This is a genomic window from Microbulbifer variabilis (assembly GCF_056232115.1).
On sequence record NZ_CP174325.1, the window covers coordinates 4,379,750 to 4,394,708 of the forward strand.

The following is a 14,959-nucleotide window of genomic DNA, read 5'->3' on the forward strand; positions in this document are numbered from 1 at the left end:
TTACCCCTCCTTCTCAATACGGGTCAGGTTGTCCCGCAAAATGGGGCCGTATTCGTACTTGCCCGGACACACAAAGGTGCACAGCGCCAGATCTTCCTCATCCAACTCCAGAGCACCCAGTTTCTGGGCCATAGCGGTATCACCCACGATCAGGGAGCGCAGTAGCTGGGTCGGCAGTACGTCCAGCGGCATTACCTTCTCATAAGTGCCAACCGGTACCATGGCACGCTCGGAACCGTTGGTACTGGTAGTGAAATTGAACAGCCTGTTCTTGAACAGGCGCGAGAGGTAAATCGGGAATACGGAGAAACGCTTGTTACCGGCACGCAGGTAGTGCAGGAATGGGCGCTCATCGCCCTCTTCCAGAACAGAAATCTGGTTGTGGTAACGGCCCAGGTAACCCAAAGGACCTTCAGCAGTACGACCGCCAAATACCGAGCCGGAAATAATGCGGTCGTTATCACCTTTCAACTCACCGGAAGTCAAAGTTTCCAGGCTGGCGCCGAGACGAGTGCGCAGAAGACGCGGCTGCTTGACTTGAGGGCCGGCCAGGGAAACCACGCGATCGGTGAACAGTTTACCGGTGGCAAATAGTTTGCCTACGGCGATCACATCCTGGTAATTAATGGTGAATACACTGCGAGAACCGGAAACCGGGTTCAAGTAGTGGATATGGGTACCTGACAGACCTGCCGGATGGGGGCCGGCAAAAGCTTCGCGGCGAATATTCGCAGCGCTCGGTACGGGGATATCTGCATCAGGAGCGGTACAGACGTAAGTGGTTTCCGCCAACTTGGAAAGAATCTCAACGCCCTGAGAGAAGGCTTTGGGGTTCTCGGCAATGACCACTTCTGGGTTGGCAGCCAGAGGATTGGTGTCCATCGCATTGATAAACACCGCTTCCGGTTTAGCGTCCAGGGCGGGAACGCGGCTGAATGGGCGGGTGCGCAGTGCGGTCCACATACCGGATTCAACCAGGTTCTCAACGACCTGTTCGCGCGTCAGACCAGACAGTTTATCTGCGCTATAGCTTTGGAACTGTTCTGCTGCATCGCCGTCAATGCCAATCACAACGGATTGCAGAACACGGCGGGCACCGCGATTAATAGCAACAATACGACCAGCGGCCGGCGCTGTGTAGCGCACACCTTCGGTTTTTTTGTCACTGAACAGTAGCTGACCAAGATTGACGCGATCCCCTACAGCCACCGCCATTGTCGGTTTCATCCCGTGATAATCGGGACCGAGAACAGCAACGGTCTTGATCGCAGGCCCTTTGTGGATGACCTGCTCGGGCGCGCCGGATATGGGTAAGTCCAATCCCCGACGGATCTTTCTCATACGCCTATGCCTAAGTTTCTAGTTTATAAAATTGCAATACGGCCCACCGTTCCGGGTTCAAACTGACAAACAGTCGATCCCAGACTGGCGAGCCATACTGTGGAATTCCATGTAGCGAGGGCTTATGCCGTTTCACCCGTAGACCGGGCGGAAGGAAGCTAACTAAAAGGTTGTGCGCGCTAACTTCTCGGCGCACGGCCGCCCCGCAAAATCGCGCGCATTATAAAGATGGGACAGAGGCTTTACCAGCCTGGGAAGTCTCTAACTAACACTAAGTTGAGAAATTTTTACTGGAAAAACAGGGATTTGGAGAGATCCGGGCGGACGGCTACGAGAGCCGCCTCACCCCACTGGCCGGCCCCTGAGACCGACCTGGAGACTTTCAGCTGACGCCTCAGTCTTTCTTGGGGAACAACTCGTAACGAACGCCGGCCATATCTTCCAGGCAGCGAACCACCTGACAGCTATAACCGAACTCATTATCGTACCAGCAGTAAAGCACCGCATTCTTACCGTCAACGATTGTTGCATTGGAATCGAATACGCAGGCACGGCGGGAGCCAACAAAATCGCTGGACACTACTTCCGGAGAGTTGGTGTAGTCGATCTGCTGACGCAGCGGAGAGTGCAGAGCCACTTCACGCATGTACTCATTCAGCTCTTCCTTGGTGGCCTCTTTACCCAAATTCAGGTTGAGGATCGCCATGGAAACGTTCGGGGTCGGAACACGAATCGCATTACCAGTGAGCTTGCCCTTTAGCTCTGGCAGCGCCTTGGCGACAGCTTTGGCAGCGCCGGTCTCAGTCAGAACCATATTCAACGCAGCTGCGCGACCGCGACGCTCACCCTTGTGGTAGTTGTCGATCAGGTTCTGGTCGTTGGTATATGCATGCACGGTTTCCACGTGGCCATGCTCAACACCGTAGCCGTCCATCATAGCCTTCAGTACCGGCACGATAGCGTTAGTGGTACAGGATGCTGCGGAAAGGATCTTGTCTTCTGGCTTGATGTCACCGTTGTTGATACCGTAAACGATATTCTTGATATCGCCTTTACCCGGAGCGGTCAGGATCACTTTGGAAGCACCTGGGCTTTCCAGGTGCTGACTCAGGCCATCTTCGTCACGCCATACACCGGTGCTATCCACGATGATTGCATCGTTAATACCGTGCTCGGTGTAATCCACCTCCTGCGGAGAGTTGGCATAGATGACCTTGATCTCATTACCGTTGCAGATCAAGGAGCTAGTCTCCTCATCCACGCGGATAGTGCCCTGGAAGGCGCCGTGTACGGAATCGCGACGCAGCAGGGAGGCGCGCTTCACCAGATCATTCGGGGCCTTGCCCTTACGCAGCACGATTGCGCGCAGGCGCAGGACGTCGCCGCTGCCAGCTTTGTCAACCAGCAAACGAGCAACCAAGCGACCGATACGGCCAAAGCCGTAGATCACTACATCCTTGGGCTCAGGCAAAGGCTTGCCAGCACCACTGGCATCCGCCAGTTCCTCACGTACGAAATCGTCTACAGACAGATTGCGATCGTCGCGCATAAATTTATTGGTCAGGGTTCCCAGGTCAATGTGTACAGGACCCAGGTCCAATTTGCAGATAGCTTCCAACACAGGGAAGGTTTCAAACTCGGAGAGTTCATTCTCCTCAACCTGACGCACGAAACGGTGCGCTTTCATAATGCTCAGAACTGAGCGATTTACCAGGTTGCGGCCGTACATATAAATACCGACGTTTTGCTCGCGGTTGAGCTTTCCGATCATCGGGATCATGGATTCGGCCAGCGCTTCACGCTGCTTCCAGTCCTTGAAAAAGTCCGCGGGCTTCGGTCGCTTCTGAGTCACTGTCAGACACCTCTGCAAAATATTAATAGGCAGGAAATCACGGCCTGATACCTCACCAGGGCCATGTGGCTGCGCATTATCAGTATTCACCTATGCCTACGCAACTGGGCAAAAAAAAGTCAAAAAAATGTAGTAAAACTACCTTTTCGCTAGCCCGCTGCCGGATGTAGTGCAATATCAAAAAAAGCGTAGCCGTTCGCAACCCAAAGCACAGGCACGGTTAACATAGACTGCAGCCAGACCCTTTCACGGCTACAATAGCCGCCCCTGGCACTACAGCAGATGAAAGCGCGGATATATAAGGAAAGATGACCGATATACAGCCCCTGACTCCACCAAAGTTTCTCAACAGCAATGACCGGCAATTCTGGGGGCAGCTGCATGGCGCAGCGGCCGCGCTCGCCGTATTAAACGCAGCTCGCAACAGCAAATCCCCGACACTGCTGATCACTGGAGATAGCCTTGAGGCGCACCGATTAGAGGTGCAATTGAAATTTTTTAACAAACCTCAGCGAGATGACGGCCCGGAACAGCCACTTGAGATCTTTCATTTCCCTGACTGGGAGATACTTCCCTACGATACTTTCTCACCTCACCAGGACATCATTTCCGACCGCCTTGCCACCCTTTATCGAATGCCCAAAATGGGCAGCGGCATTGTGATAGTGCCGGTAAGTACCCTGATGCACCGCCTACCCCCGTGCGACTATGTTGCCGGCAACGCCCTGATCCTGAGCGAGGGGCAACAATTTGATATCGACATCCAGCGGCGCTTATTGGAGCAGGCGGGCTATCACTGCGTGGACACCGTTTATGAGCATGGTGAATTTGCCGTGCGCGGCTCCTTAATGGATATATTTCCCATGGGCAGCCCGCTGCCCTATCGCATCGATTTGTTTGACGATGAAATCGAATCCTTGCGTACTTTTGACCCAGAAACCCAGCGCACTGTGGACAAGGTGGAAACGATTCATCTGCTCCCCGCGCGGGAATTTCCCATGCACAAAGCCGGACTTTCCGGCTTCCTCCAGAACTGGCATGAGCAATTCCAGGCCGACCCCAGCCTGGTACCTATCTACCAGGATATCAGCGCGGGCATAGCCCCAGCGGGTATTGAATACTACCTGCCGTTATTCTTCGATAATAAATGCGCGAACCTCTTCGACTACCTTCCCGAGAACAGCCAGGCATTCATTCAGGGGGATATCCAAGCAGCAATAGAGAGCTTCTGGCGTGAGGTCAGCAATCGCTATGAGAGCCGCTGCGGCGACCTGACTCGCCCTATACTACAACCCCGTCAGATCCTGCTCGATGTGGATGAATTCAACGGCGCCCTCAAGTCCATGCCGAGAGCCATTTTCTCCACCGATACTCTGCCGGATAGTCAGGGCAACTACAATTTTGCCACCCTGGTACCGCCGACCCTACCCGTAGATGGTAAAGCTGAACAACCCATGGCAGCTCTGGAAAGCTACCTGATGGAATGCTCTGGGCGGGTGCTTTTCTGCGCGGAAAGTGGCGGGCGCCGTGAGGCATTGCTGGAACTCCTTAAAGGCATTCGCCTGGCTCCCCCAGCCTTTGCCAGCTGGGAGGCGTTCCTGCACAGCGATGAAGCCATCGGCATCACCGTCGCCCCCCTTGACCAAGGGCTGCTACTTACTGACCCCTCCATTAATTTAATCGCTGAGCCGCAGCTATTCGGCGAACGGGTACTACAGCAGCGTCGCCGCAAGAAAGCTAAGGACGACGCAGACAATGCAGTTAAAAACCTGGCGGAACTGCGTATAGGCGCCCCGGTAGTACATATTGATCATGGCGTGGGTCGCTATCGCGGCTTGCAACACCTGGAGATCGACGGCCAACCCGCTGAATTCCTAACCTTGGAGTATGCCAATGAGGCCAAGCTCTATGTGCCCGTAGCCAGCCTGCATCTGATCAGCCGCTACTCTGGCGCTGATGAAGCCCTGGCTCCATTGCACAAAATGGGCAGTGAACAGTGGCAGAAAGCCAAGCGCAAAGCCGCTGAAAAAGTGCGCGATGCCGCCGCCGAACTCCTGGATATTTACGCTCGCCGGGAGGCACGTGTCGGCCATGCCTTTGCCGATCCCAAGCTGGCTTACCGAGAGTTCTCTGCGGCCTTCCCCTTCGAGGAAACGCCAGACCAGCAGCAGGCCATTGAATCCGTGATTGGCGATATGCTGTCGAAGAAACCCATGGACCGATTGGTCTGTGGCGACGTGGGCTTTGGCAAAACCGAAGTCGCCATGCGTGCGGCATTTGTCGCCGCTCATGCAGGCAAGCAAGTGGCCATGCTGGTGCCAACGACCCTACTCGCTCAGCAGCATTTTCAATCTTTCCAGGACCGATTTGCAGACTGGCCTATCAATATTGAAGTGATCTCACGCTTCCGATCAGGCAAGGAAGTGGACAGCGTGAAAGAAAAAGTAGCCAGTGGCAAAGTGGACATCCTGGTCGGCACCCATAAGCTGCTACAGAGTGACCTGGACTTTAAAAATCTGGGACTGCTGATTATTGATGAAGAACACCGCTTTGGCGTACGCCAGAAAGAACGCCTCAAGAGTTTGCGTGCAGAAGTCGATATTCTCAACCTGACTGCCACACCAATTCCTCGCACTTTAAATATGGCAATGGCCGGTATTCGCGACCTCTCGGTGATTGCCACTCCTCCGGCGCGCCGCCTATCGGTAAAGACCTTTGTACGTGAGCGCGATGACGCCCTGGTAAAGGAGGCCATACTCCGGGAAATTCTGCGTGGTGGCCAGGTATATTTCCTGCACAACGAAGTCAAGAGCATCGAGCGTATTGCCCGGGAACTGCAAGAGCTGATTCCTGAAGCGCGTATCGGTATTGGCCACGGGCAAATGCGCGAGCGCGAGCTGGAACAGGTCATGAGTGACTTCTACCACAAACGCTTTAACGTGCTGGTGTGTACCACCATAATTGAGACCGGTATCGACGTCCCCACCGCCAATACCATCCTGATTGAGCGCGCAGATAAGTTCGGGCTGGCTCAGCTTCATCAGCTGCGCGGCCGAGTAGGACGCTCCCACCACCAGGCCTACGCTTACCTGTTGACACCCAGCAAGCGCTCCATGACCAGCGATGCTGTAAAGCGACTGGAAGCAATCAGTGAAGCCCAGGATCTGGGGGCAGGCTTTACTCTGGCCACTCACGATCTGGAAATTCGCGGTGCCGGTGAGCTACTTGGCGAAGAACAGAGCGGGCAGATCCAAAGTGTAGGCTTCAACCTGTATATGGAGATGCTCGACCGAGCAGTAAAGGCAATTCGCGAGGGGCGCACACCCAATATCGATGAACCTCTGGAGTCTCCTGCGGTTGATGTCAATCTGCGAGTGCCGGCACTCATCCCTGAAGACTACCTACCCGATGTGCACGGCCGCCTGATGATGTACAAGCGCATTGCCAACGCTGTCGATCGCCAACAACTCAAGGAGCTGCAAGTAGAGATGATAGATCGTTTTGGCCTGCTGCCGGAGTCGGTAAAGCACCTGTTCCGCACCACTGAAATCAAACTGAAGGCGGATAAAATGGGCATTCGCAAGCTGGAAGCCTCTGCCGCCCGCGGCAGAATAGAGTTTGCTGACACAACCCAGGTAGACCCTCTCACCCTGGTAAAGCTGGTTCAAACCCAACCTGGCCGCTATCAATTGGCAGGCGCCAACCAACTAAACTTCAGCCTTGATGAGGAAGGTCCAGATCGCAAGCTGCAGGAAATCAATGAAGTTTTGGAGCGGCTAGCGCAATGATAATATCTCGCAGCCAGTGAGGTGATCGATCGACACCAGCAATTCCTGCTGCCAAAATTACCGACACCAAAAACTGGCTTCGGCCGCTCCTCCAGGCACCGACCATAGAAAGATGAAAAGTGGTAACTCCATGACCGTGAAAAGGATAACTCGCCTCTGCTCCACCCTAGCCCTGGCGCTCGCTGCTGCAGGCACGCAAGCCGCCAACTATGCAGGGAACACTTTCGAAATCGAGATGATCATTTTCGAGCGCCCCCAAGGCATGGCGCAGACTAGTGAAAACTGGCCAGCAAATCCACGCCTGGAGTACCCTTCCAACTGGGTGGACTTCGAGACCCGCCAGGAAAACCCACAACCGACCCCCTCTCCAGAAGCGGTATCTCTAACAGAGCTGGCCGGGGAAGAAGTCAGCACCGATGAGCCGTTGGGATTTGAGCCGCTGGAAACCAATGGCGATAAGGTAGAGTCAGGAAGTCACTCCAGTTTACTCCTCTCGCCCACAGCAACCCTACTGGGCAACAAGGCTACTGCCCTTGCAAGAGGTGGTGACCGGATTCTGTTTCACAAGGCATGGCGCCAAATATTGAAGCAAAAGCGAAACTCCCCCGCCATTCTGATCGACGGCGGCGACACCTTCCAAGGCCACAGCCAACTGGGAGGCTCGATCACCCTGAGCGTCTCCCGCTATCTCCACATCAGCACAGACCTCTGGCTAAATGATTTTTCCACCCCAGCTTCCGTTGATGGCGTATTGTTGCCACAACGACCAAGGGTCGCCGTCGAAGCTCCACTGGAAATAAAAAGCAGGGCACAGTCTGAAGAAAACTATAAGAGCGTTGCGCTACAGGATGTCCCAAATTCCTTGTCAGACTATGAACCTGTAACGCTAAGCGAACCCCAGCTGGAAACTGAGCATATGGTTTATGCCGCTCACACTGCCCGCTTGCAACATGAACGCCGCTTACGTAGCGGACAATTACACTATATCGACCACCCCGCCTTCGGTATTCTGATTGAAGTCCGCACCGTAGCTAAACCGACAGAAGAAGATATAAAAGCAAGCAATACCATAGAGAATAATATTTCGAATACTGGAAACTGACTAATAAAACCTTAAGCTAGCCAACTTATCCCCCACAACAATGGGGGGTATTACTTTAATCCTTTACCTCGCCAATCTACACTCCCCCCAAGATACAACCAAATTTAAAGTCAGTTAATAAATTTCGAATTAAGTACATTGCATGCAAAAAGACTAAAGAATAATTTTTTATAAACTAAATGCAGAAATCAGCTCTTATAACAAACCACTTTTTTCAACATACGCTTAATTATCAATTTTCTTTCCTTACACTCTTTTGATTGGACAATACATTTTCACTAACCGCAGAATTTTGGGGCACAATTGGGAAAGAAGCCTATAACATTAAACAGGTTTCAAATTGATTAATTCTAAAAATTAATGAGAGGTTAATTCAACTGGGTTAAGCGAGAGAATAAAACGAGAATCAAAATATACTGGCGGCGGGCATTTAGACCGCAGCAATATCAACAGTCACAAAATAGCCAACCTCTTAACCTACGGAAAAAAGGAACCAATCCAATGAAGGAAACGGAATAGAAAAGCGGACCTTTCAGCCCACTTTTCCAGAGGCGCTGGCAGAGCTGGCAGCAGGTATCTGCACAACCCTACACGACAACAGTTCTTTCAACGAGCGATCCGTAAATCACTCACAGGGAACAACATCTTCCGCCAGCAGTCCTTTGTCACCTTGTTGCATTTCGAACTCTACCGCCTGCCCCTCGTTAAGGGTTTTATAACCCTCGCCGCGAATGCTGCGATAATGAACAAAAATGTCTTCAGTTCCTTCTCCACAGGTGATGAAGCCATAACCCCGTGCGTTATTAAACCACTTCACAGTACCTGTAACGCGATCACTCATTGAGAAAACCTCATTATTGTTATTGCGCCTACCTCAATTACCTCAATACTACTTTCGGCAAGAGGGGCAAACGCCACCCCATTGTTAACAGACTGCTTCATGCAGAATGCTATCTTGCTTAATCCTTTAGGTAGATACCCAAAGGACGTACCCTGATTCTTAGATAAAACAGCGCCAGTGTCTAGGTTTCTATGTGAAATAAATACTACGTTTTTACCAGTATGGGTAATTAACCGTCAAAATATCACTTAGAGACCATATATAAACTAATCATTTGTACCTTATTGCACTCCCTATACTCAACTGTCTAACGCGGCCTCACGGGCTAATGAAGGAATATCGGCAATATGAATAGTCGAAGTCGGAAACGCACAGGAGGCACCGTGTTTTTCGACAATTTTTAGGATAGTTAACAGAACGTCCTGTTTGATTTCGTGATATCTCACCCAATCTGTTGTTCTGGTAAAGGTATATATAAAGAAATCCAACGACGATGCAGCAAAACTATTGAAATTGACTATAAGGGTTCGATTAGAGTCAATTTCAGGATGCTGCTGTAACATTTCTTTAACATCCGCCACTATTGAAGCCATTGAATGGGCATCTTCATAACGGATGCCGATGGTCTCAAAGATCCTGCGATTGAGCATTCGCGAGGGGTTCTCCACAGAAATCTGAGTGAAGATGCTATTGGGAACATACACAGGGCGCATATCAAAGGTGCGGATGCGTGTCAGGCGCCAGCCAATATCCTCAACGGTACCCTCAATTTCCTTATCCGGAGAGCGTATCCAGTCGCCCACGGCAAATGGACGATCCAAGTAAATCATCAGCCCGCCAAAGAAGTTGGCCAACAGGTCCTTGGCTGCAAAACCCACTGCCAACCCACCAATGCCGCCAAACGCTAACACGCCACTGACGCTATAGCCAAGAAACTGCATGATGACTATGCCGGCAGTGATAGCGATGGAGGCCCGCACCAACTTTCCGATTGCCCGCACTGTAGTGGCATCCATCGGCTTGCCAATATAGCGAGGGTTACACAGGTTGTGCTCAGCACTATGGGAAAATCGCCAGGCAAACCAGGATAGAACCAGGATAAGCCCTATCTCCCGTATTGGTTCAGCCAGAGAGAAAATCTCAGCCCCGGTAGCCTGTCCTGCCCGCTGCGCGGCAACAGTCAATCCCACAAGCCAAACAAGCACTGGTCCAGGTGGTGACATGGCCCCAACAAGAGCATCATCCCACGGATTAACCGTCTTCTCGGCTCTTGCCGCTAATCGCTGTACAAAGCGCCCAAAGGCCCAGGCTCCCAAAGCTGAAGCCAGCACAATAAGGAAAACCCATACTATCCAAACCCGGTTCTCACCGAGCCAAGACATTAGAATGCTATCTACGGATTCCACGAATACCCCCTCCGCTCATCTAAAACTGAGCTCGACAATCTTTCTGATACTCCCAGATAATTTGGGCGGGCATCAAAATTTCGAGCCCTTAATGCATTATCGACGCCAACCAGCCACGGGTTCTATGCCAACGCGCACTCTTTTCAAGTTCCGACCAGGATGTTATCAAGGGCCTGCCACGCATAGCTTTCAAGCGCTCGCTGGATTCTACCTGGGGTATGTAGTCCTGCAGGGCGGCCAGCGCCTCCAAGGCGCCGTCTCGGTTGTTACAAATAACCCCCATATCACATCCCGCCTCCAGCGCTGCACGAACTCTCCCTCCATAACCGCCTGCAGCACCAGCCCCCTCCATCGACAGGTCGTCACTAAAGATAACACCGCCAAAACCCAATCGCCCTCGCAAGATGTCTTGTAGCCAGTAACGGGAAAATCCGACCGGCTGACTGTCAATATTCACGAAACGAATATGTGCTGGCATTATTGCATCCAATTGAGAGGAGGCGATGCAGTCCACAAAAGGTAAGGCATCGGACTCCATTACCTGCTCCAGTGAACGCTTGTCTTCAGGAAGCTCTACATGGCTATCTTCTAGTACATGGCCATGACCAGGGAAATGCTTACCCGTTGTCGCCATGCCTGCTTCGTGCATTCCTCGCATAAATGGACGTGCGAATAGCTCCAAACGCTTGGGATCTGCACAAAAGCTGCGGTCGCCGATCACTCGGCTGTGTTGATCATCAGCATCCAATACCGGGGCGAAGCTGAAGTCCACCCCTACCGCCAGCAATTCAGTGGCCAATAGCCAACCCACGTCCTGCAACTGCTCCTCGCTGGCCTTCGCTGCCAATACTTGCATAGATGGCAAACGGGTAAACTCGCAACGAAAGCGTTGAACCCTGCCCCCCTCCTGATCAACAGCTACTAAAATCTCAGGGCGTACAGCTCTAATATCCGCTATCAAGCCTTGCAGCTGCGCGCGATCCCGGTAATTACGTGCGAAGAAAATCAACCCGCCAACAAGGGGATGACGCAGAAGCTCGCAGTCCGCATCGGTAAGCTCTAATCCCTCAATATCAACCATGACCGGTCCCAAGGGTGCAGACATATTCTATTCCTCTGTTATCAGCCAATAAGAGCCACTTAAAACTAGATAGCCTCCACCTTCAACATTGCAGAGGCCGCCGGAACCAACCGCTCAAGGGTCTCCGGCAGGCTGCTCTGTGCACCAAAATCCTCTCTCAGGATAGCTTCTATGGCATCGTAACTCGACAGGGTGAAGATCGTAGCCCCCAGCATAAAGTACAGGCGCCAATAAAAGGTTACAGGGTCCACACCCGGTAAGGCCTCAGCCAACAAGCCTGCAAAACGGCGATAACTATCCCCGTATCGAGACACTATAAAGCGACGTAAGTGCCCCTGGAACTGCGTATAGGCCAGCCCCAATAGGCGCATAAAACGCTGTGGATCGAGCCCTCTGTCACTCAAACCACCGAGGCCCACTCGATAGAGGCTCTCTAATAATCCCTCCACGTGCAGCTCTTGGCCGGTGGCGATACGACGATCTAACTCGGCCTCAAGGTCTTCGGTAAAGGGGGTCAAGAATCGCTCAAAAACCGCCTGGATCAACTCTTTCTTTGAACCAAAGTGATAGTTAACCGCAGCCAGGTTAACCCCTGCAGTACTCGTAATTGTGCGCAGGGAAGTCTCAGTAAAACCACGTTCTGCAAACAGGGCCTCGGCTGCATCCAGAATGCGGCTGACAGTATCCGTCTGGCTCATATCTCTCAAACCATCATTTAAAACAGTTGTTTAACTCTGGCCAGAGTAGCACATTCCATTGCTCAGCCAACGGCACTCATCTCCTTCATCAGCTGGAAGCGGTTACAGTGCTTCACCCTAAGTCACATTACACAGGTATATAGAGGACGGCTCGGAAAAATATCGGAGGGCTTCTCGATTCATCCTATAGAGCAAAAAAGCCAGATCTGAGATTTTGATTTGCTGGAAGCACAAATACGGAGGTGCCTTCGCCTGTGACACCAGGCCCCAAATATATTCACTTTTCCTTGCCTTGAACCAACTGGGCTTCGGCAAGCCTCTTTAAGGCCACCCTGTCAATTTTTCCTGTTGGATTAATTGGCATATCCGCCAGAATTTCGACTACCTCCGGAGCCTTGTATCCAATACGTTTTTTTGCAAAACGAATAACTTCACTGACACTTGGCATAGGTACATTTTTTTTCAAGGTGATAAAAGCCCAAACGCTCTCCCCGTGCGTGTCATCACGAATACCGATTACGCCTGCTAGATTTACAGACGGATGCTCCATGAGAGCTTCCTCTACTTCCTGAGGCGATATATTTGAGCCATCGTGGACAATAATTTGCTTCTTTCGACCGCGAAACCAAAAACAACCATCAGAGTCGACACGCATAACATCGCCCGTATCAAACCAACCATCAGATAACACCTCCCTATTTGCCTGGGGGTTTTTCCAGTAGCCAGTCATAACTGGCGACCCACGGAGCCAGAGATTGCCATCAACATTAGGTGCCACTTCCTGGCCTTTCTCATCGCGCAGGCTAGCAACGTAGCCTGGAGCAACAGTACCTACAGATCCAGCTTTATCTGGTGAGAGCGATTGATTGAAAAGGCAGTCGGGAGCTTCTGTCAGTCCATATCCTTCCTGGATCATATGGCCGGTTTTGTTGGTAAATTCTTTAGCAATATTTACTGGAAATTTGTCTCCGCCTGTGAAGCACACTCGAAGAGATTCAAAATCTTCACGCCTGGCTCCCGGATTGCGTTCCATTGCAATAAATACTGCCGGAACCATAACCAAAATAGTTGGCCGGCTACTCCGCAATATCGACAGAATTTCCTCACCATCAAAACTTTGTGGAATAACTGTCTTCGCACCCACGGATAGAGCTGCCAGGGCCGTTGAAAGCGACCCGACATGTGCGATTGAACCTCCAGGCAGAACGATATCGTCTCGAGTTAACTTCAGGGCAGCAACGAAACCAGCTACGATAGAACCAAAGGATAGCAAGCTGTGCACAACGGCTTTTGGCTTGCCAGTACTTCCAGATGTAAAAAATAAAAATGCAGGATCACTGATACTGGATACAGGAATTTCAGCAGGCTGCCCACCGGCATTGATTAGACCTTCATAACTTCTTGTATCTTCGAACACACCACCAAAGTAAAGAAACCCTTTTTTTAATTTACCAATAAATTTACTATCCTGGATATCCTCACTCCGCTCTGCACCTATAATTAGCGCAACTGCGCCACTCTTTTCAAGAGCGTAGTCAATCTCCAGAGTTGTGTACCTGTAGTTTAGCGGGACAACCACCAGCCCCACTTTCAAGCATGCGAGATAAAAAACGAGCATTTCACCCCGGTTAGGCATCAGGGTTGCGACCCGATCACTTTTGTGTAATCCCATTGTGATCAACCCCTTGGCCAGAGCATCAATATCCTTCTGCAACCCCCTCCAAGTCCATTCTCGACTTCCTGAAACTAATGCCTTTGTATCCGGCCTGCTATTCAGGGGCAGAGATAGCAGATCCCCCAAGTTCACAGGCCTCGACAATCGGGGGCCGAAAATTGGCACAATTCAATCTCCAAAAAAATAACCTTAAATAATCTAAGAAGCTGGAAGGAACTGAATAAAGAATAGACTCTATGGAAGTTCCAACGCTTTAAGAACTAACTTTGAGCAATGAAAGAATTTGAATTATTGCAACTTCAACGAAAAGGCTACCGGGACCTTGCCTAAAGCAGCTACCATTTTTAGCAATAAAAACGCAAAGAGGGTTTATCTCTTATCAAGAAAATTTGAATTGAGCTGACTAGACTACAAAACCCATTAAATCACTGGCCAACTCATTGTGGAGCTTTCAGTATCAGATGTTGGCATTTATAGAGTCGCGTTTGATCAGTCCCTGGTCCGCATATATTTCATAATCAGGTCCGCTGTCTCTTCGACGGTATCCACGATATGAAATAAATCCAGGTCACTGGCATCAATACAATTTCGTTCAAGTACTGTATCTACCAACCAATTGTAGAGTCCTGCCCAATAGCGCTTACCCACAAGCACGATGGGGAAGCGACGGACCTTTTGTGTCTGCACCAATGTCAGCGCTTCAAACAGTTCATCCAGCGTTCCGTAGCCACCAGGCAAGCCCACAAAGCCTACTGCGTGCTTAACAAACATAAATTTACGAACAAAGAAATAACGAAAATTTAAACTGATATCCTGGTATGGATTCGCCGCCTGCTCGAAAGGCAGCTCTATGTTTAACCCAATGGAGGTGCCTGGCTGATCGAAGGCTCCTCTATTACAGGCTTCCATAAGGCCGGGCCCTCCACCTGTAATCACGGGCACCCCCTCCGCAGCCAACAGCTCTCCCAGCTTTACCCCCTGTTGATATTCAGGGCTATCCTCGGTAAACCTCGCCCCTCCAAAAACTGTTACTGCTCCACTGAGCGCTACCAGGCGCTCTATTCCATCAACCAACTCGGACTGAATTCGCAGAACCCGCCATGCCTCTGGCATTTTCACATCTAACATTATTTTTTTCCCTCGTTGTCAGATCTTTCAACGATTACTCTCATTAC

The 14,959-nt window shown here is 51.2% G+C and carries 10 protein-coding genes; 2 read left to right on the forward strand and 8 right to left on the reverse strand.

Going from position 1 to position 14,959, the window contains the following annotated elements:
* Together ACJJI7_RS19490 and ACJJI7_RS19495 are read right to left on the reverse strand one after the other, a co-directional pair.
* Entirely contained in the window at window positions 1-1,341 is a 1,341-nt protein-coding gene (locus ACJJI7_RS19490) for a Na(+)-translocating NADH-quinone reductase subunit A (protein WP_444901446.1), read from the reverse strand.
* Between the two features lie 394 nt (window positions 1,342-1,735).
* On the reverse strand, window positions 1,736-3,199 hold the full coding sequence (locus tag ACJJI7_RS19495) for a glyceraldehyde-3-phosphate dehydrogenase (RefSeq protein ID WP_040628710.1): 1,464 nt from the start codon (window positions 3,197-3,199) through the stop codon (window positions 1,736-1,738).
* Between the two features lie 302 nt (window positions 3,200-3,501).
* Here ACJJI7_RS19495 and mfd point away from each other — a divergent pair, with 302 nt between their 5' ends.
* Together mfd and ACJJI7_RS19505 are read left to right on the forward strand one after the other, a co-directional pair.
* Window positions 3,502-6,981 (forward strand): transcription-repair coupling factor, encoded by a 3,480-nt coding sequence (mfd, locus tag ACJJI7_RS19500; protein WP_444901445.1) that lies wholly within the window; start codon window positions 3,502-3,504, stop codon window positions 6,979-6,981.
* A gap of 130 nt (window positions 6,982-7,111) precedes the next feature.
* Window positions 7,112-8,083: a CsiV family protein gene (locus ACJJI7_RS19505; RefSeq protein ID WP_169337107.1), complete on the forward strand. Its 972-nt coding sequence runs from the start codon at window positions 7,112-7,114 to the stop codon at window positions 8,081-8,083.
* A 625-nt stretch (window positions 8,084-8,708) separates the two neighbouring features.
* Here the strand turns inward: ACJJI7_RS19505 and ACJJI7_RS19510 are convergent.
* From ACJJI7_RS19510 to ACJJI7_RS19535, 6 genes are all read right to left on the reverse strand, one after another.
* Window positions 8,709-8,924 carry a cold-shock protein gene (locus ACJJI7_RS19510; protein ID WP_020413094.1) on the reverse strand — a complete coding sequence of 72 codons (216 nt, stop codon included), beginning with the start codon at window positions 8,922-8,924 and terminating at the stop codon, window positions 8,709-8,711.
* 299 nt (window positions 8,925-9,223) lie between these two features.
* The gene (locus ACJJI7_RS19515) at window positions 9,224-10,306 is read right to left on the reverse strand and encodes a mechanosensitive ion channel family protein (RefSeq protein WP_020413095.1); all 1,083 of its coding nucleotides are present in this window, start codon (window positions 10,304-10,306) and stop codon (window positions 9,224-9,226) included.
* A gap of 112 nt (window positions 10,307-10,418) precedes the next feature.
* Window positions 10,419-11,435, reverse strand: a complete 1,017-nt coding sequence (gene nagZ, locus ACJJI7_RS19520) for a beta-N-acetylhexosaminidase (RefSeq protein WP_444901444.1) — start codon at window positions 11,433-11,435, stop codon at window positions 10,419-10,421.
* Window positions 11,436-11,476: 41 nt separating this feature from the next.
* The gene (locus ACJJI7_RS19525; protein ID WP_020413097.1) at window positions 11,477-12,109 is read right to left on the reverse strand and encodes a TetR/AcrR family transcriptional regulator; all 633 of its coding nucleotides are present in this window, start codon (window positions 12,107-12,109) and stop codon (window positions 11,477-11,479) included.
* 277 nt (window positions 12,110-12,386) lie between these two features.
* Entirely contained in the window at window positions 12,387-13,949 is a 1,563-nt protein-coding gene (locus ACJJI7_RS19530) for a class I adenylate-forming enzyme family protein (protein ID WP_475717100.1), read from the reverse strand.
* Between the two features lie 324 nt (window positions 13,950-14,273).
* A complete protein-coding gene (locus ACJJI7_RS19535) occupies window positions 14,274-14,912 on the reverse strand; it encodes an LOG family protein (protein WP_020413099.1) in 639 nt (212 codons plus the stop codon).
* Window positions 14,913-14,959: the final 47 nt, after the last annotated feature.

Bases quoted from the DNA above. Each gene is read 5' to 3' on its own strand.
- ACJJI7_RS19490 (WP_444901446.1), bottom strand. From the start codon at position 1,341: ATGAGAAAGATCCGTCGGGGATTGGACTTACCCATATCCGGCGCGCCC.
- mfd (WP_444901445.1), top strand. From the start codon at position 3,502: ATGACCGATATACAGCCCCTGACTCCACCAAAGTTTCTCAACAGCAAT.
- ACJJI7_RS19505 (WP_169337107.1), top strand. From the start codon at position 7,112: ATGACCGTGAAAAGGATAACTCGCCTCTGCTCCACCCTAGCCCTGGCG.
- ACJJI7_RS19510 (WP_020413094.1), bottom strand. From the start codon at position 8,924: ATGAGTGATCGCGTTACAGGTACTGTGAAGTGGTTTAATAACGCACGG.
- ACJJI7_RS19515 (WP_020413095.1), bottom strand. From the start codon at position 10,306: ATGTCTTGGCTCGGTGAGAACCGGGTTTGGATAGTATGGGTTTTCCTT.
- nagZ (WP_444901444.1), bottom strand. From the start codon at position 11,435: ATGTCTGCACCCTTGGGACCGGTCATGGTTGATATTGAGGGATTAGAG.
- ACJJI7_RS19525 (WP_020413097.1), bottom strand. From the start codon at position 12,109: ATGAGCCAGACGGATACTGTCAGCCGCATTCTGGATGCAGCCGAGGCC.
- ACJJI7_RS19535 (WP_020413099.1), bottom strand. From the start codon at position 14,912: ATGTTAGATGTGAAAATGCCAGAGGCATGGCGGGTTCTGCGAATTCAG.